This window comes from Avibacterium endocarditidis (assembly GCF_965138825.1).
GTDB classification, from domain to species: Bacteria; Pseudomonadota; Gammaproteobacteria; order Enterobacterales; family Pasteurellaceae; genus Avibacterium; species Avibacterium endocarditidis.
The window spans coordinates 228,042-245,309 of record NZ_CBCSDH010000001.1 but is presented as its reverse complement, the minus strand read 5'-3'; the positions used below and the strand labels follow the sequence as shown (position 1 = coordinate 245,309).

The 17,268-nt window shown below is 41.9% G+C and carries 18 protein-coding genes and 1 pseudogene; 6 read left to right on the top strand and 13 right to left on the bottom strand.

Annotated elements, in window-relative coordinates:
* Positions 1-227, top strand: a pseudogene (locus ACNAV8_RS01125) (IS3 family transposase); the annotation flags it as partial.
* Between the two features lie 22 nt (positions 228-249).
* Here the strand turns inward: ACNAV8_RS01125 and ubiG are convergent.
* Together ubiG and ACNAV8_RS01115 are read right to left on the bottom strand one after the other, a co-directional pair.
* Positions 250-957: a bifunctional 2-polyprenyl-6-hydroxyphenol methylase/3-demethylubiquinol 3-O-methyltransferase UbiG gene (ubiG, locus tag ACNAV8_RS01120; protein ID WP_103855326.1), complete on the bottom strand. Its 708-nt coding sequence runs from the start codon at positions 955-957 to the stop codon at positions 250-252.
* A gap of 459 nt (positions 958-1,416) precedes the next feature.
* Positions 1,417-1,758, bottom strand: a complete 342-nt coding sequence (locus ACNAV8_RS01115) for a hypothetical protein (RefSeq protein ID WP_415777053.1) — start codon at positions 1,756-1,758, stop codon at positions 1,417-1,419.
* Positions 1,759-1,889: 131 nt separating this feature from the next.
* On the opposite strand from ACNAV8_RS01115, the gene gyrA reads away from it, so the two are divergent.
* The 3 genes from gyrA (at position 1,890) to ACNAV8_RS01100 (ending at position 5,734) form a co-directional block, all read left to right on the top strand.
* Entirely contained in the window at positions 1,890-4,541 is a 2,652-nt protein-coding gene (gene gyrA, locus ACNAV8_RS01110) for a DNA topoisomerase (ATP-hydrolyzing) subunit A (RefSeq protein WP_103855640.1), read from the top strand.
* Between the two features lie 102 nt (positions 4,542-4,643).
* On the top strand, positions 4,644-4,991 hold the full coding sequence (locus ACNAV8_RS01105; protein ID WP_103855639.1) for a SirB2 family protein: 348 nt from the start codon (positions 4,644-4,646) through the stop codon (positions 4,989-4,991).
* 239 nt (positions 4,992-5,230) lie between these two features.
* Positions 5,231-5,734: a hemerythrin domain-containing protein gene (locus ACNAV8_RS01100; RefSeq protein ID WP_181022042.1), complete on the top strand. Its 504-nt coding sequence runs from the start codon at positions 5,231-5,233 to the stop codon at positions 5,732-5,734.
* A 35-nt stretch (positions 5,735-5,769) separates the two neighbouring features.
* On the opposite strand, the gene qseC is transcribed toward ACNAV8_RS01100, so the two are convergent.
* The 4 genes from qseC to ACNAV8_RS01080 all read right to left on the bottom strand — a co-directional run bounded on the left by qseC (position 5,770) and on the right by ACNAV8_RS01080 (position 9,149).
* Positions 5,770-7,155, bottom strand: a complete 1,386-nt coding sequence (gene qseC, locus ACNAV8_RS01095) for a quorum sensing histidine kinase QseC (protein WP_415777052.1) — start codon at positions 7,153-7,155, stop codon at positions 5,770-5,772.
* A gap of 1 nt (position 7,156) precedes the next feature.
* Positions 7,157-7,822: a response regulator gene (locus ACNAV8_RS01090; RefSeq protein WP_103855756.1), complete on the bottom strand. Its 666-nt coding sequence runs from the start codon at positions 7,820-7,822 to the stop codon at positions 7,157-7,159.
* A gap of 19 nt (positions 7,823-7,841) precedes the next feature.
* Positions 7,842-8,492, bottom strand: coding sequence for a thiaminase II (gene tenA, locus ACNAV8_RS01085; protein WP_103855757.1), 651 nt, complete (start codon positions 8,490-8,492; stop codon positions 7,842-7,844).
* Between the two features lie 126 nt (positions 8,493-8,618).
* Positions 8,619-9,149, bottom strand: coding sequence for a YgiW/YdeI family stress tolerance OB fold protein (locus ACNAV8_RS01080; RefSeq protein WP_103855758.1), 531 nt, complete (start codon positions 9,147-9,149; stop codon positions 8,619-8,621).
* A gap of 99 nt (positions 9,150-9,248) precedes the next feature.
* On the opposite strand from ACNAV8_RS01080, the gene ACNAV8_RS01075 reads away from it, so the two are divergent.
* Positions 9,249-10,367, top strand: a complete 1,119-nt coding sequence (locus ACNAV8_RS01075) for a pyridoxal phosphate-dependent aminotransferase (protein WP_103855759.1) — start codon at positions 9,249-9,251, stop codon at positions 10,365-10,367.
* Positions 10,368-10,394: 27 nt separating this feature from the next.
* Complete coding sequence (locus ACNAV8_RS01070) at positions 10,395-11,696, top strand: L-cysteine desulfidase family protein (RefSeq protein ID WP_103855760.1); 1,302 nt, start codon at positions 10,395-10,397, stop codon at positions 11,694-11,696.
* A 48-nt stretch (positions 11,697-11,744) separates the two neighbouring features.
* Here ACNAV8_RS01070 and yciH read toward each other — a convergent pair whose 3' ends face one another.
* The 7 genes from yciH to cmk form a co-directional block, all read right to left on the bottom strand.
* A complete protein-coding gene (yciH, locus tag ACNAV8_RS01065; protein WP_103855761.1) occupies positions 11,745-12,065 on the bottom strand; it encodes a stress response translation initiation inhibitor YciH in 321 nt (106 codons plus the stop codon).
* Between the two features lies 1 nt (position 12,066).
* Complete coding sequence (gene pyrF / locus ACNAV8_RS01060) at positions 12,067-12,762, bottom strand: orotidine-5'-phosphate decarboxylase (protein WP_103855762.1); 696 nt, start codon at positions 12,760-12,762, stop codon at positions 12,067-12,069.
* Between the two features lie 18 nt (positions 12,763-12,780).
* Positions 12,781-13,971, bottom strand: coding sequence for a lipopolysaccharide assembly protein LapB (gene lapB, locus ACNAV8_RS01055; protein WP_415777051.1), 1,191 nt, complete (start codon positions 13,969-13,971; stop codon positions 12,781-12,783).
* A complete protein-coding gene (locus tag ACNAV8_RS01050) occupies positions 13,971-14,267 on the bottom strand; it encodes a LapA family protein (RefSeq protein WP_103853140.1) in 297 nt (98 codons plus the stop codon). The genes lapB and ACNAV8_RS01050 overlap by 1 nt, the downstream gene beginning before the upstream one ends.
* A gap of 68 nt (positions 14,268-14,335) precedes the next feature.
* Positions 14,336-14,620: an integration host factor subunit beta gene (locus ACNAV8_RS01045; protein ID WP_103853141.1), complete on the bottom strand. Its 285-nt coding sequence runs from the start codon at positions 14,618-14,620 to the stop codon at positions 14,336-14,338.
* A 66-nt stretch (positions 14,621-14,686) separates the two neighbouring features.
* On the bottom strand, positions 14,687-16,330 hold the full coding sequence (rpsA, locus tag ACNAV8_RS01040; protein WP_103853142.1) for a 30S ribosomal protein S1: 1,644 nt from the start codon (positions 16,328-16,330) through the stop codon (positions 14,687-14,689).
* Between the two features lie 110 nt (positions 16,331-16,440).
* Positions 16,441-17,118 carry a (d)CMP kinase gene (cmk, locus tag ACNAV8_RS01035; RefSeq protein ID WP_415777050.1) on the bottom strand — a complete coding sequence of 226 codons (678 nt, stop codon included), beginning with the start codon at positions 17,116-17,118 and terminating at the stop codon, positions 16,441-16,443.
* Between the last annotated feature and the right edge of the window lie 150 nt (positions 17,119-17,268).

The window sequence follows — 17,268 nt, the reverse complement described above, 5'->3', positions numbered from 1 at the left end:
AAGATTCAAAGCATGAGTCGCAAGGGGAATTGCGATGATAATGCGGTGATAGAGCGCTTTTTTAGCATTGTGAAGTCGGAATGTTTTTACCCGAATCTTTTACCAATGTCGTGGAGCTGGAGGAGACGCTGCACGAATATATTCGCTATTATAACGAAGTGCGAACTAAACCCGCGTTAAACAATTCGAGCCCTGTGCAATACAGAGCTCAATATTTAACTTCCTAGTGTCTAGGATTTGGAGTAGAGATCATATCTTAAATGTTGCCATATAATTGGCGCTCACGTCCTGATTTAATTTGAATGTTCCTGTTAGTGGATTATAGTGATAACCCACCATATTCACACATTCTAACTTTGCCTCGTCCGTCCACGCTAAAAGTTCAGCTGGCTTGATAAATTTTTCGTAATCGTGCGTGCCTTTTGGTAGCATTTTTAATACATATTCCGCACCGATGATCACCAAAGCCCAAGCTTTCAAGGTGCGATTAATGGTGGAGAAAAATAGCACGCCATCTGGTTTTAACAAGGCTTTGCAGGCATTGATGATCAAACTGGGATCGGGAACGTGTTCCAGCATTTCCATACAGGTGATCACATCAAATTTTTCCCCACCAAGTGCGGTGTGTTTTTGCAGAAAATTTTCTACTGTGGTTTGTTGATAATCAATGCTTAAACCACTTTCTTGCGCGTGTAATTTCGCCACCTCAAGGGGCGCGGTGGTCATATCAATGCCTGTTACTTTCGCCCCTTGTTTTGCCATTGCTTCCGCTAAAATACCGCCACCGCAGCCCACATCGAGCACATTTTTGCCAGACAAACCCTCTGCTTGTTGGCAAATATACGCTAAACGCACTGGATTTAAACGGTGAATCGGCTTGAAATCCCCTTCAGAATCCCACCAAGTTTTAGCCATTTTTTCAAATTTTTCGAGTTCTTGTTGGTCGATGTTTTGCATTAGGTTGTTCTCTTGTTTTTAGTTTTTATTATTTTAGCGTAAATTTTCTATCTTTTTTATTCTAGGGTAAATTTCTTTTTTCTTTGGGGTTGATAATGGGGTTTCGCCGTTGGCGACTTCCTTTCTTTTGCGTTCTCGAATGAAGAAAAGTAAAGTTTTGGTTTTATCGTTAAATTGCTTTTTTCTTTGGGATAAATAACAAGTTTCGCTCGTTGAGCGACCTACTTTCTTTTGCTTGCTCAAAAGAAAGTAGGCAAAGAAAAAAGCCCCCGACTAAATTGCTGATCTTCATTTTTAGCAAATTTTCTTAACGAAAAGTAAGCCCATACTCGCTGCGCTGCGTTCAGGCGTTACTTTTCTAAAAATTTGTTAAAAATGAAGGCAATTTACACGGGAAGTTATGATACGCCTTCATAGATTACTGCACATCATTTCAATCCCCTCTTTAGTAAAGAGGAGTTAGGGGAGATTTGTTCTGAAAGGAACTTCACCACCTACGAGCTGTAGGTGGTTAGGTAACACAACCACGCTGAGCTGAAATAAGGAAATTTTCTTTGCACCTTCTAAAAATCCAAAAAATTCCCACCGCACTTTAAAATTCGCCCTAATCATATTCCCCGTCCAAACCGCCCGAATGGAAATAAAATTTTTAGAAAAATCACGCCGAGCGAGAGCGTAGCGAACATCAGGCTGATTTTTCGTTAAGAAAATTTTATTGGAATGAGGAAAAGCGGTTTGATCGAGGCTCCCTTTTCTTTGCTTCCTTTCTTTTGGGTAAGCAAAAGAAAGGAAGTCGCTCAACGAGCGAAACCTGTTATTTATCCCAAAGAAAAAACCAAATTTACGCCATAACAATCTTTATTAGATTAGAGATATTATTGAAATTATGCTACAATCCTGCCTAATTTTTTATGTAATTAGGGAATATTTCAATGACGAATTTGGTTTCAAACGTTACCCCTGTGAGTATTGAGGAAGAGCTAAAATCTTCTTATCTCGACTACGCAATGTCCGTGATTGTTGGACGTGCCTTGCCTGATGTGCGTGATGGGTTAAAACCTGTACACCGCCGTGTTTTGTATTCAATGGATCAAAGCGGAATTACCCATAATAAAGCCTATGTAAAATCGGCTCGTGTGGTGGGTGATGTCATCGGAAAATACCACCCTCACGGTGATAGTGCCGTTTATGACACCATTGTGCGTATGGCACAGCCTTTCTCGCTACGCTATATGTTGGTGGACGGTCAGGGTAACTTTGGTTCGGTGGACGGTGATGCCCCAGCGGCAATGCGTTATACCGAAGTGCGTATGCAGAAAATTACGCAAGAACTGCTGACCGATTTAGACAAAGAAACCGTGGATTTCTCGCCAAACTATGATGGCAAAGAGATGATTCCCGATGTGTTGCCAACCAAAATCCCCGCCTTACTCGTCAATGGTTCATCGGGGATCGCGGTGGGTATGGCGACCAATATTCCCCCACACAATTTAGGTGAAGTGCTAGATGGTTGCTTGGCATATTTGGATAACGAGGAAATTAGCATTGATGAATTAATGCAGTTTATTCCCGGCCCAGATTTTCCAACAGCGGCATTAATTAACGGTCGCAAAGGGATTGAGGACGCGTATAAAACAGGGCGAGGCAAGGTTTACGTTCGTGCTAAAGCCGAGATTGAAACCAGTGAGAAAGGGCGTGAAACCATTGTCGTTACGGAAATTCCTTATCAAGTAAACAAAGCCCGTTTAGTGGAAAAAATTGCGGAGCTGGTGCGAGATAAAAAAATCGAAGGCATTAGCAACGTGCTTGATGTATCCAACAAAGAGGGCTTCCGCATTGAAATTGAAATCAAGCGAGATGCGGTTGGCGAAGTGGTGCTGAATAACCTCTATGCCCTCACCCAAATGCAAGTGACCTTTGGGATCAATATGGTGGCACTTGATCACGGGCAACCTAAGCTCTTCAATTTAAAGCAAATTATCGAAGCTTTCGTGAAACATCGCCGTGAAGTGGTTACTCGCCGTACCGTGTTTGAATTGCGTAAAGCCCGTGAACGTGCGCATATTTTAGAAGGCTTGGCGATCGCGTTGGCGAATATCGATCCTGTCATTGAAGTGATCCGTGCTTCAAAAACAGGTGATGAAGCCCGTGAAGCCTTGCTATCTCGTGGTTGGGAACTGGGCAATGTGAGTGCGATGCTCGAAGCCGCAGGAATGGACGCTTCTCGCCCTGAAGATCTTTCCCCTGAATTAGGCGTGCGTGATGGCTTATATTACCTTTCCGAAGAACAAGCCCGTGCAATTTTAGATCTTCGCTTACAACGTCTAACAGGGTTAGAACACGAAAAAATCGTTACCGAATACCAAGAAATTTTAGTCGAAATCGGCGAACTTTTACACATTTTAAACAGCACTGAACGCTTGCGTGAAGTGGTGCATGAAGAATTAGAACGCATTAAAACCGAATTTAATGACGAACGCCGCACCGAAATCACAATGGCATCTGGTGATATTAATCTTGAAGATCTTATCGCACAAGAAGACGTGGTTGTTACCCTTTCTCACGAAGGTTATGTGAAATATCAACCACTTACCGATTACGAAGCCCAACGCCGTGGCGGTAAAGGGAAATCGGCAACCAAGATGAAAGAAGAAGATTTCATCGAAAAATTATTGGTTGCCAACACCCACGACACGATTTTATGTTTCTCAAGTCGCGGGCGATTATATTGGCTCAAAGTATATCAATTACCACAAGCCAGCCGTGGTGCGCGTGGTCGCCCAATCGTCAATATTCTGCCATTGGATGAAAACGAACGTATCACCGCCATCTTGCCAATTTCCGCTTATGAGGAAGATAAATTTGTTGTAATGGCAACCGCAGGCGGGATCGTGAAGAAAATCGCCCTCACCGAATTTAGCCGCCCACGTTCAAGTGGAATTATCGCCTTGAACTTGCGTGATGAAGATGAACTCATCGGGGTAGACATTACCAACGGCAATGACGAAATTATGTTGTTCTCCTCACAAGGTCGTGTAGTGCGATTTGCAGAAAGTGCGGTTCGCCCAATGGGACGCACCGCCACAGGGGTTCGCGGGATTAAACTCGCCCTAACCAACGATCTTTCTGATGATGAAAGTGCGGTGGAAATTGAAGACGTTTCCGAGGATAACAGCGAAGAAACCCTTGATCTCAACATTGATAAAGTGGTTTCCCTCGTTATTCCAAAAAATGCGGGAGCAATTTTAACCGCAACGCAAAATGGCTACGGAAAACGTACCGCACTTGAGGAATACCCAACCAAATCACGCAACACCAAAGGAGTGATTTCTATCAAAGTGAGTGAGCGTAACGGCAAAGTGGTGGCAGCAACCCAAGTGGAAGAAAGCGACCAAATTATGCTCATTACGGACGCAGGAACATTGGTTAGAACCCGTGTGAGTGAAGTCAGCATTGTGGGACGAAACACCCAAGGGGTTCGCTTAATTCGCACCGCCGAAGGCGAGCAAGTAGTAAGCCTTGAGCGTGTTTGTGATGTGGACGATGAAGAATCGGACATTGAAACAGAAAATGTGGAAGAATAAAAACAAAGTGGGCAACTCGCCCACTTTCTCTTTTCCCAAAACTGAAACCTTTTTTCACACTGGACTTTTAAAATCCCAAACCATTCTATAGGAATTTAGACAATGATTTTTTATGCTATTTACACCCACTTTTTTTGTGCTTTTATTAGCTTAGGGCTATTTATTATTCGTGCCTTAATGCAATTTGCTGGAGAAGATTGGCGCGCCATAAAATTACTCAAAATCCTACCGCACTTATCCGATACGCTACTGATCGTAAGCGGTGCAATCTTATTATTCTCCCTAGGAATAGGCTTCCCTTGGTGGATTATCGCCAAATTTGCCTTATTAATTAGCTACATCATTTTTGCCGCTAAGTTTTTTAAACGTGGCACAGCTAATAATCCAGCGGCATTTCTGCTTGCATTAATTTCATTTGTTGGCGCAATGTTACTCGGCTACAACCATTAATCTCACTAAATTCTCAAGCGGTTTGGTTTAGCTTAAACCGCTTTTTCACTTCACCTAGTCTTTCATTCTCTATAATTTAAAGTGCGGTGGAATTTTGTAAAATTTTTCCACCTATTTTGAGTTATAAAATCTGATTTAGATCATAAGCCGACCACCTTTTCTTAAAAAGAAGTTGGGATTACCAACCAAATACCTTAGTATTTTGGTCAGGTTTAACAATCCAATATTAAGGTCAAATTATGTCATTAGAAAATAGAATGAAACAAGCCGATCAACAATGGCAAAGTGCCAGTTATCAAGACACCATCTCGCATATCCTGTCGCGCTTTCATCAACGTCATCGTGAACAATTACAAGAGCTAATTCCCCTTGCAGAAAAGGTAGAAGAACGCCACGCTGATCACCCTGATTGTCCAAAAGGTTTAGCTGACGCGCTAAAAAATGCCTATGCGGATTTGTCTAGCCATATGATGAAAGAAGAACAAATCTTGTTCCCAATGATCCAAGCAGGTAATTATATGATGGCACGAATGCCCATTCAGGTAATGGAATTTGAACACGATGAACACGGTGCAACGATTGAAATGTTACGCACTCTTACTCACAATATGACGTCACCAGCTGATGCTTGCACCTCTTGGCGTAATCTCTACCAAGGTATTCAAGAATTTTGTGATGATCTGCAAGAGCATATTCACACGGAAAATAATATCTTATTCCCACGTGTATTAAGCGAACAATAGTCACAGCAATAATAATGTTAGCACTTTAAGGACGTTTAAGGTGCTTTTTTATTCAATAAAATCTCCACCCAAAATCCTTTCTCTCCACGCGAATTCTCGGCATTTTTATACCGCACTTGGTAGAGATGTAATTGGGCGATGCGTTGTACGATAGATAATCCCAAGCCGCTGCCTTTTTCATTTTGGCCTGCGGGGCGGTAGAAGCGTTGGCCGAGTTTATCTAGGGCGTCATCAGGGACGCCACCGCCATTGTCGGCGATGATAAGTTTATCTTGTTGTAAAATAAGGCGAATTTCACTGCCTTTAGGACAATAGGCAATGGCGTTGTCGATCAGATTGCGTAGCATTAAAGAAAGCAATAATGGTTCGCCTTGCTGTGTATTGGGTTTGCTTAGCGGTTCAAAAGTTAATGTGATCCCTGCTTTTTCGGCTTTTAAATAACGCTCCGCCACAAGCTCGGTGATTAATTTATCCCATTCGATGGTGTTAAGATGGGTTAATTCATTGAGATTATCTAAGCGCGAAAGGGTCAGCAACTGTTCCACCAATTGGCTTGCGCGATCGATGCCTAGCGTAAGGTTTTGCAATGCTTGATTACGCATTATTTCATCATCGCCTGCCATTTGCGCAAGTTCAGTTTGAATACGCAATGCGGTGAGCGGGCTGCGCAATTCGTGCGCTGCATCAGATGTAAAACGCCGCTCTCTGAGTAGGCTGGTTGCCGTGCGGGTAAAAAATTGATTCAAATTTTGCACTAGTGGCAAGATTTCTTTTGGCACTTGCTGCGTGTCGAGCGGTTGTTCATCATCAGGGCTACGCTGGCTCACCTGTTCGCTCACATTGCGCAATATAGACAGTTCGCGGCTAATGGCCCAAATGATCACGGCAAGCAACACAGGCAGGCTAGCAAACCAAATCCACATTTGACCTAGCACCATTTTTTCGACTAATTCTTGGCGATATTCCAGCTCTTGTCCCACGGCGATCATTAATCTGCCTTCCGCCGCGGGCAGCCAAAAAATTCGCCATTCATCGTCATCACCTTGCAAGGTGGTGTTATTAAAGCCCCTTTTCGGTTCATAAATGAAATTGTTGCCGTTTTCACTATCACTTAGCAGCATTTCACCATCGTGATTAAAAATTGCAAAGGCAAGGGCATCATCATCGTAATTTTTTCTTTTGCGAAAGTGCGGTGGCTTTTGGCGATAATTTTTTCCTTCGGGACGGTAGCGTTCAATTAAAATACTTCTTAAATGCGAAGTGGCTAGCCGTTTGGCGAATAAAATCTGTTGTGTATCAAAGACTTCGTTTACTTGGTTACGCGCTGCCGACCACGCAATCGCAGTAGAAGCCAGCCAAATTGCACTGGCTAACAGGGAAAGAATGAGAATTAGACGAAGACGTAAGCTACGCGGTTTCATTTTATTCCTCGATTGTGCCAAGGGCATAGCCTACGCCGTGTACCGTGCGAATAAACGGTTTGCCGAGCTTTTGGCGTAAATTGTAAATATGCACTTCCAACGCATTGCTGCTCACTTCATCGTTCCAAGTATAGAGTTTTTCTTCAATAAATCTGCGAGAAAGCACCCGCTCTTTGTTGTGCATAAACAGTTCAAGTAGCTTGTATTCCGTCCCCGTAAGCGAAACTTCTTGATTACGCAAAAAGGCTTTGTGTTGCCCCAGATCAAGGCTCACCGCACCGTGGGTGAGAAGCGATTGTGTTTGCCCATAACGGCGGCGAATGAGCGCTTGTAAGCGAGCGACCACTTCACCGAGAGCAAAGGGCTTGCCGAGATAATCGTCCGCCCCGAGTTGCAAACCTTCAATGCGTTGTTCTAAGCTATCTCGTGCGGTTAAAATAAGTACAGGCACATCTTGATTGGCTTTACGCCATTGTTGCAACACCTGCAAGCCGTCTTTTTTCGGCAAGGTGAGATCGAGCACCACGGCATCATAAGGGGCGGAAGCCAAGGCTTGCATACCGCTTTCACCGTCTTGAAACCAATCGACACTGAAACCTGATTTGCCGAGCCCAATGTTAAGCCCATCACCGATTAAAGGATCGTCTTCAATTAATAAAATTCGCATAATTTTAACCGCACTTTAGTTAGCTTAAATCCAGCCCCATTTGCCAAAAGTCAATTTCCATTCGTGTCGCCGTGGTGAAAATATGTTGTAATTGTTGCTGTTGTTTTGCTGAAACATTTTCAAATAATCCGTTGAGCATTGCGCTAAACTCCGCCGCAGCTTGTTGAAAATCTTGTGCGGCGTAAGTATCGATCCATTTCTGATAAGGATTATTCGGGGTTGGCGCTTGGCAGCCGAGCATTTTACCGATTGCCGCATAGCCCAGCATACAAGGCGCGAGGGCAGTATAAAGTTCCGCAAGCCCACCTTTGATGCCACAATCCAGCACATAACGCGTGTAAGCCACACAAGCGGTGGATTCTGGCGCTTTTTGCAGATCTTGCTCGGAAATGCTCCATTCTTGACAGAATGCGATGTGCAACTGAATTTCCTTTAATAACAAATCATTAGCTTGATGTGCGGTATGAATTTCAGCAAAATTATCCGCTTTGAAAATACCTAGCGATAATGCACGGCTGTACTGAAAGAGATAGAGATAATCTTGCTGTAAATAATGTTGAAAGCATTGGCGTGGCAGGCGACCTGTGGCGAGCTGCTGCACAAAGGAATGTTGGATATAATTATCCCAATAAGGCTGGCTTTGGGCGATCAGGTTTTCTACGGTAAACATTTGATTTTCCTTTTATGTTGAAGTAAATAATGCCATCTTGTCCCATTTACCACATAAACCCAATGAGCAAAATGCCCATTGAGTTTAGCCTAAAAAGATAAATTTGCGAATGGAATCTTTTCGCGATTAATTACTTTTTGCCATTTTTGCAACGCGTTGAACTTCCAATTCTAATTTTTTATCGGATTTATCCACTTCCGCAAGAATTTTCACTTCATCATTTGGCGTGATCGTTTTGCCACGCCACGCGTGCGGCTCAATTTCCACTTCAATTTCACCGCTCTTATCGCGGAATAAGAAATCATCTTTGCTTAATTGTTTAACAATATTTCCTTGTAAAACAATGCGTTGATCATCTTTCCAAGTTGCTTGCTCGCTAATTTGGCTTACAGGTAAATTATTCGCAAAGGATTTTTTATCCTTGGTTTGCGATTGTGGATTAGCTGGATCAACAAATCCACCGCGTTTTTTGTGCTCTTTTTTATGTTTATGATGATGCTTTTTATGCGCTTTTTCTGCTTTTTCCGCATCTGGTACGATTTGCGCTTTTTGTTCCACTGCGGCAGCTTGTTGATTGGCTGCTGGTAAATTCTCTGCGCTAACCACAAGGCTAGCAGTTGATAATAGTAAAATTGTTGCTAAACTAAGTTTTTTCATTGTTAAACTCCTTTCAAATGACAAGACGGCTGTCTTGTTGGGAACATTAAAACAAAGAAATATTAAGAGAATCTTAAGATAGGCAAAAAGGAAAAAATAATGCGTTGTGAAAATATGTCGGCATTTATTGTGATGGATATTGTGCGTGAAGCGGCGAAATACCCTAATGCCATTCATTTTGAAATTGGCCAACCTGATTTACCGCCATCACCGAAAGTCAAGCAAGCCTTGCAACAAGCCATTGAAGACAATCAATTTAGTTATACAGAAAGCCTTGGCTTGCCCGCATTGCGTGAAAAAATTCGTGAATTTTACCACCGCACTTATCAAGTGGAGGTTGCGCCGCATCGCATTATTCTTACCCCCGGTACAAGTGGCGCATTTCTTGTCGCCTATGCCTTAACCCTTAATCAAGGGGATAAACTGGGGCTGACAGATCCTGCTTATCCGTGCTATAAAAATTTTGCTTATATGATGGATATTCAGCCTGAATTTATCCCTATCGATAAGCAAGATTGTTATCAGCTTGCACCACAACAGCTTGAAAATCGCCAAATTAAAGCCTTGCAAATTTCTTCACCCGCCAATCCAACGGGCAATATTTATACGCCTGAACGTCTGCAAGCGCTGAATGAATATTGCATTGCTAACCAAATTGCTTTTATTTCCGATGAGCTTTATCACGGCTTGGTTTATGATGAGCAAGCTGCGACTGCCTTACAATTTAATCCGAATGCCTATGTGATTAACGGGTTTTCTAAGTATTTTTGTATGCCGGGAATGCGTTTAGGCTGGATTATCGTGCCAGAAGAAAAGGCAAGAGAAGCGGAAATTGTGGCGCAAAACATTTTTATTTCTGCGCCCACATTGAGCCAATACGGGGCGCTGGCGGCCTTTGATTATGATTATCTTGATGAAATTAAAGGCATTTTCCAAGAACGGCGAGATTTTCTGTATAATGAATTAAAAGCCTTATTCAAGATCGAATTTAAACCACAAGGGGCATTTTATCTTTGGGCTGATGTGTCTGATTACACGCAAGATAGTTATGAATTTGCGAAAAAAATGCTGGCTGAAATTCAAGTGGCGGCTACCCCAGGGATCGATTTTGGGGAAAATGGCACCAAGCACTATCTCCGCTTTGCTTACACCAGAGAGATTGCCCATTTACGCGAGGGCGTAGAGCGAATGAAAAAATGGCTCGCTGAACAGAAATAATTACCGACAGCAAAATAAAGGAACATTATGAATTTTCAAGCAGATACCGAACAAGCCCTATTAGATATTGTAAAACAAGAAGTTGTGCCAGCCTTAGGCTGCACCGAACCCATTTCCCTTGCTTTAGCAGCGGCAACCGCACGACAATATTTAAACGCAATGCCTGAGCGTATTGAAGCAAAAGTTTCACCAAATTTAATGAAAAATGGAATGGGCGTAACTGTACCAGGGACGGGAACTTTAGGGCTGACGATGGCTGCGGCCATCGGGGCGATTGGTGGCGATCCTAATGCTGGATTGGAAGTGTTAAAAAACATCACGCCAGAACAAACCGAACAAGCGAAACAAATGATCAAGGAAGATAGAGTTTCCGTTTCAATTTTTGAAACGGAGCATATTTTGTATTCTGAAGCTACGCTTTTTCATCAGCAGGACAAAGTGTGCGTGCGCATTGCAGCACATCATACCAATGTGATTTATATTGCCAAAAATGATCAGGTGATTTTCACCAAACCTTGCGCGGTAGAAAGTGAAAATTTGTACGAAATTTTCACCGCGCTTTCAGCGAAAGCGATTTTTGATTTTTCCACCCAAGTGGATCTGGCCAAGATTAAATTTATTGATGAAGCTGAAAGGCTAAATTCAGCCCTTTCACAAGAGGGCTTACGGCAAGATTATGGCTTGCATATTGGGCGCACATTGCAAAAACAAATTGCCACGGGATTGCTCGGTGATGATTTAATGAACCGCATTATTATCGAAACCACCGCCGCCTCCGATGCGAGAATGGGGGGCGCAAATCTGCCTGCAATGAGTAATTCTGGCTCTGGTAATCAGGGGATTGCAGCGACAATGCCTGTTGTGGTAGTCGCAAAACATATTAACGCCACTGATGAACAACTCACCCGTGCGTTATTTCTTTCGCACTTAATGGCGATTTATATCCACAGCAAACTGCCAAAACTTTCCGCATTATGTGCAGCGACCACCGCAGCAATGGGTAGTTGTGCGGGCATTGCTTGGTTGCTTACGGGCAAATTTGAAACCGTAAGTATGGCAATCAGCAGTATGATTGGCGATATTAGCGGCATTATTTGTGATGGCGCAGCAAATAGCTGTGCAATGAAAGTATCCACCAGTGTAACCTCAAGTTATAAAGCGGTGCTAATGGCATTGGATAATATGCAAGTTACCGGCAACGAGGGTATTGTAGAACATTGTATCGATCGTTCAATTAATAACCTTTGCAACATTGCTTCACGCAGTATGCAATACACCGATCGACAAGTTATTGAGATTATGGTGAGTAAACCAAAGGATAAAATATAGCAAATAGTCAAAATTATCTTATTCAATGGAATATAAAGGGGGGAATCATCATCCCCCTGCTAACTTCACAATAAAGCCTTTTTGCTCTAATAATTGTTTGAGTAACTCTCGTTTTTCGCCTTGAATTTCAATCAATCCATTTTTTACCGATCCACCGCAGCCACAGCGTTTTTTCAGTTCAGCGGCTAATTTTTTCAATTCATCATCGGGCAAATCTAAGCCTTTTATTACGCTAACACCACTGCCCTTTCTTCCGCTCACTTGGCGCTCAATACGAACGATGCCATCGCCTTTAGCGCGTTCAGGCTGTGGTTTTTCTGCTTTGATTCGGCCTGTTTCAGTGGAATAAACTAAGGTACTTTCTAACATATTACCCCACAATAGACGCATTAATCGCACGTAGCACTTCTGCTGGATTTTCAGCTTGCGTAATTGGGCGACCGATAACCAAATAATCAGAGCCCGCTTGAATTGCCGCTGCTGGAGTCATTACACGGCGTTGATCGCCGAAATCAGAACCAATCGGGCGAATACCTGGGGTAATCAGTTTGAAATCTTTACCACAATGTGCGCGTAAAATTTCTACTTCCTGTGGCGAACATACCACACCGTCAAGCCCTGCTCTTTGGGTTAAATTGGCAAGACGAATCACTTGCTCCATTGGCGACGCGTTAATGCCAATTTGTAGCAAATCAAGATCTTCCATACTGGTTAGTACGGTAACGCCAATTAAAATCGGTGCATCTTTGCCATAAGGCTCGAGAATATTTTTGGCTTCTTCCATCATTCGTAAACCGCCGCTGGCATGTAAATCGACCATCCAAACGCCTAAATCTGCCGCAGAACGCACCGCTCTTGCTACTGTGTTAGGAATATCGTGAAATTTGAGATCAAGAAAAACGTCAAAATTACGGCTGTGTAGCTGTTTAATAAAATTAGTGCCTAGGGTGGTAAACATTTCTTTTCCCACCTTTAAGCGACATTGGCTTGGATCAAGTTGATCGACAAGGGCAAGCGCTTGCGCTTCTTTTTCATAATCTAGGGCAACAATCACTTTACTGCTCATTTTCACGTCCTCATTAGTTTAGTTATATTCAATATCTGGCGTTGGTTTGATGCTTTCCCATTGACGGCAAGAAGGACAGCACCAAATCAATTTATTTGTTTGATAACCACAATTCGTACAGCGATAATCAAAACCTTGTTTAATCCGCTCTCCCACCATTTTTGAGAGTAACTCGAGGCTTTCTTTACCGCGTCCTGCTTCGGCACTTTCAATTTGATATTGAATAAAGCGATGAAAAACGATTGTTGTGGGATTTTGAGTGAGCTGTTGATAAAGTTTTGCTTGCGCTGCTACAAGGCCATCTTTTTCTGCAATAAAATCAGCTAAAGCAAGATCAACGGCACTGCTTTTGCACACTTGGCTCGCTTTAATGAGAAAAAGCTCAAAATTATCTTGCTGATGTAATACTTCATAGCAATATTTTAAAGCCGACAGTGCTTCACCAATGTAAGTGGGGTTTTGCTGCAAAATATTTTCTAAATTTTTTACCGCACTTTGATAATCCAGTTGCAATATTTCATTTTGCGCAAGTAATAATGACGCACGGATACAGTTTGGATAAACGGTTAAAGCGCGCTGTAAAAGTGCCGTAGCCATTTTTTTTTGCTCAGCATCAAGGCTTTGGGCATATTCACAATAATAATGTGCCAAGGGGATAGGATCAAAGTGCGGTGAAATTTTGGCAAGTTTTTCCGCCACATTAATGGCTTTTTTCCATTCTTTCATTTTTTGGTAAATGACTGCCAGTTGCTGTAATGCATTTTCCGCAAAATCTGGCTCATCAACCAAAAGGATATACAATGCTTCGGCACGATCAAAAAAGCCAACGGTCATAAAATCGCGTGCAAGCTGTTGTTTGGCAAGCAGTTTTTGTTCAAAACTATAATTAGGGCTACGATCTAAGGCTTGGTGAATTCGTAATGCACGATCCACTTCGCCACGGGAACGGAATAAATTTCCTAAGGTGAGTTCGGCTTCAAATTGTGAACTTTGTTCAATTTCATTTTCTTGTTCTTGTTTTTGTAGAATGTCCAAGAACAAATCAACTGCTTTTTCTTGCTGATTAGAAAGAAGTAAATTCACCCCCGTTACATAATCACGGGATAATTTGTTGGTGATTTCTTCCTGATCCTTTTTCGCACTACGATGCCCCATATACCACCCATAAGCTGCGGCAATAGGAAGCAGTAGAAAAAGCAGTTCAAGCATTATTGTGGAGCCTTATCTCGGCTTGATGTTAATTCAGTAACTTGTGCGGAAAGGCGTTTTACCTTGCGTGCTAATCCCATATTTTTTAGTTTTAATTTGAGATAGAAAAAGCCAGTAATAAACCAACCTAACAGCAAGCCAAAACCAAATAAGATAGCCACTAACGTGGAAAGCTGTAATTCGCTTTGAGCAACAATATAATTAAAGGTAATGACTTGATCATTATTCGCCCCAATGGTGATAGCAACAAGCACAACGGCGAGTAAAATAATAAAACCAAAAATATACTTAATCATTACGCACTCCAAAAGATTTATATAAATACAAAAAACGACACAAAAGGTGCCGTTTAGTTAGCTGACTATTATGCTTGAGCATCTACACGCATTCTAAGATCTTTACCCGCTTTAAAGTGCGGTACAGATTTTGCGTCTAATTCAACTTTTGCACCCGTTTTAGGATTACGTCCTACACGAGGCTGACGGAAATGTAGTGAAAAACTGCCAAAACCACGAACTTCAACACGCTCTCCATTTTCCAAGGTTTGTGCAATTTGCTCTAAAATTTCTTTTACTGCATTTTCTACATCTTTAACTGAAATAGAAGGATGTTGTTGAACTAATGTTTCAATGAGTTCTGATTTAGTCATAATATTCTCCTAACTATCAAGAAGTTAGCGTGAGTTTCCCCACGCCAACTTTAAAGGGAACTAAAATTATTCACCTTTAGCTGCTTTGAATGCTTCAGCCATTGCGTTTGGAATAACTACTTCTTCTTTATTCACGCTTGCAACTGCTGCCGCTTCTTCAGCTTGATCTTTCGCTTTCACTGATAAGTGAACTAAACGCGCTTTACGATCTACACCGGTGTATTTTGCTTCAACAACATCGCCAGCTGCAACTTCGCTTGTTAAATCAGCTGCACGGATATAACCTTCAACACCACCGTCTAATTCAACTTTAGCGCCTTTTGCATCTGCTTCAACAACTTTAGCACTTACGATTGCGCCTTTTTTGTTTGCTGCGATGAAGTTATTGAATGGATCATCTTCAAGTTGTTTGATACCTAAAGAGATACGCTCTTTTGCAGAATCCACTTGTAGAACTACGGCAGAAACTTCGTCACCTTTTTTGTAGTTACGAACTGCTTCTTCACCAGGTACATTCCAAGAAATGTCAGATAAGTGAACTAAGCCATCGATGCCACCTTCAAGACCGATGAAGATACCGAAATCAGTGATTGATTTGATTTTACCAGTAACTTTATCGCCTTTGTTGTGTGTTTCAGCAAATTGTAACCATGGGTTAGGTTTGCATTGTTTTAAACCTAAAGAAATACGACGACGATCTTCATCGATTTCTAATACCATCACTTCAACAGTATCACCTAAGCTAACTACTTTAGATGGGTGAATGTTTTTGTTTGTCCAATCCATTTCAGAAACGTGAACTAAACCTTCAACACCTTCTAAAATTTCAACGAAACAACCGTAATCTGTTAAGTTAGTTACTTTACCAGTCAATTTGCTGCCAACTGGGTGATTTTCTGCGATAGCAACCCAAGGATCTTGACCTAATTGTTTTAAGCCTAAAGAAACACGAGTGCGATCTTTATCAAATTTTAATACTTTAACTGTGATTTCATCACCTACATTCACGATTTCGCTTGGGTGTTTAACACGTTTCCAAGCCATATCTGTGATGTGTAATAAACCATCAACGCCACCTAAATCAACGAACGCACCGTAGTCAGTTAAGTTTTTAACTGTACCTTTAACTTCTGCGCCTTCTGCAAGGCTTGCTAAGATCTCTTCACGATCTTGGCTGTTTTCTGATTCGATTACAGCACGACGAGAAACAACAACGTTGTTACGTTTTTGATCTAATTTGATTACTTTAAATTCTAATTCTTTACCTAATAAGTGATCTGCATCGCGTACAGGGCGAGTATCTACTAATGAACCAGGTAAGAATGCACGAACACCGTTTAACTCAACTGTGAAACCACCTTTCACTTTACCGTTGATTAAACCGATAACAGTTGCTTGATCTTCGTAAGCTTTCTCTAATTCGATCCAAGATTCGTGACGTACTGCTTTTTCACGAGATAATTTAGTTTCACCGAAACCATCTTCAACAGCGTCTAACGCAACGTTTACCACGTCGCCAACTTTAACGTCTAATTCACCTTGTGCATTTTGGAATTCTTCAGCTGGGATACGCGCTTCAGATTTTAAACCTGCATCTACATATACGAAGCCTTTTTCAATAGCAACAACAGTACCGTTAACGATTGAACCTAAACGAGTTTCAAGGTCTTTTAATGATTCTTCAAAGAGTTGAGCAAAAGATTCTGACATAATTAATCTTCTAAATTTAGTTAATAACGTCCACTTTATATCCATAAAAAGTGGGGCTGATAATAAATGTTTATCCTTCCTTGAATAAACTGACGAAAATAATTTAAGCCTTAAAAATCAACCTTTTGGCGGATATAATCAAGGGCTTGAGCAATCACTTCCTCAATACTTAATTCCGTGCTGTCTAATAACAACGCGTCCTCAGCAGGTTTTAAAGGGGCGATTGGGCGATTTCTATCGCGAAAATCACGTTCTTCTATCTCGGCTAAAATCTGTGCAAAGTTACCACTAATTCCCTTAGTTTGCAACTGTTTATAGCGTCTTTTCGCTCTTTCTTCTGCGCTAGCATCTAAAAATAACTTCACCTGCGCATCGGGGAAAACCACGGTTCCCATATCACGCCCATCAGCAATAAGCCCTTTTTCGTTGGCAAAACTTTGCTGTAATTGCAATAATGCAGCACGAACTTGTGGGAATACCGCTACTTTAGACGCTGCCTCTGCCACTTCTTGCGTGCGAATCTGACGGCTCACCTCTTCCCCTTCTAAAATAATTTTAACTTCATTATCTTCAGGTAAAAATTCGACATCTAAATGACGAGCTAAATGTGCCAACGCCGCTTCATCATCCAACGGCACTTGCTTTTTTAACGCCGCCAACGCGGTAACACGATAAATCGCCCCACTGTCTAACAAGGCAAAACCTAGCTTTTGCGCTAAGGCATAACATAGCGTCCCTTTGCCTGCACCACTCGGCCCATCAACGGTGATCACGAGATTTTTCTGCATAGTTATTCGTTCTCTTATTGTGTTTTTATAAGTGCGCTAATGATAGCACAGCTATGTACATTTCGCATTGTGATTTATAAAGTGCGGTACTTTTTCATGGAATTTTTGCTTTATTTCCATACAACATAAACCTTTGGCTTTTTGTTGAAA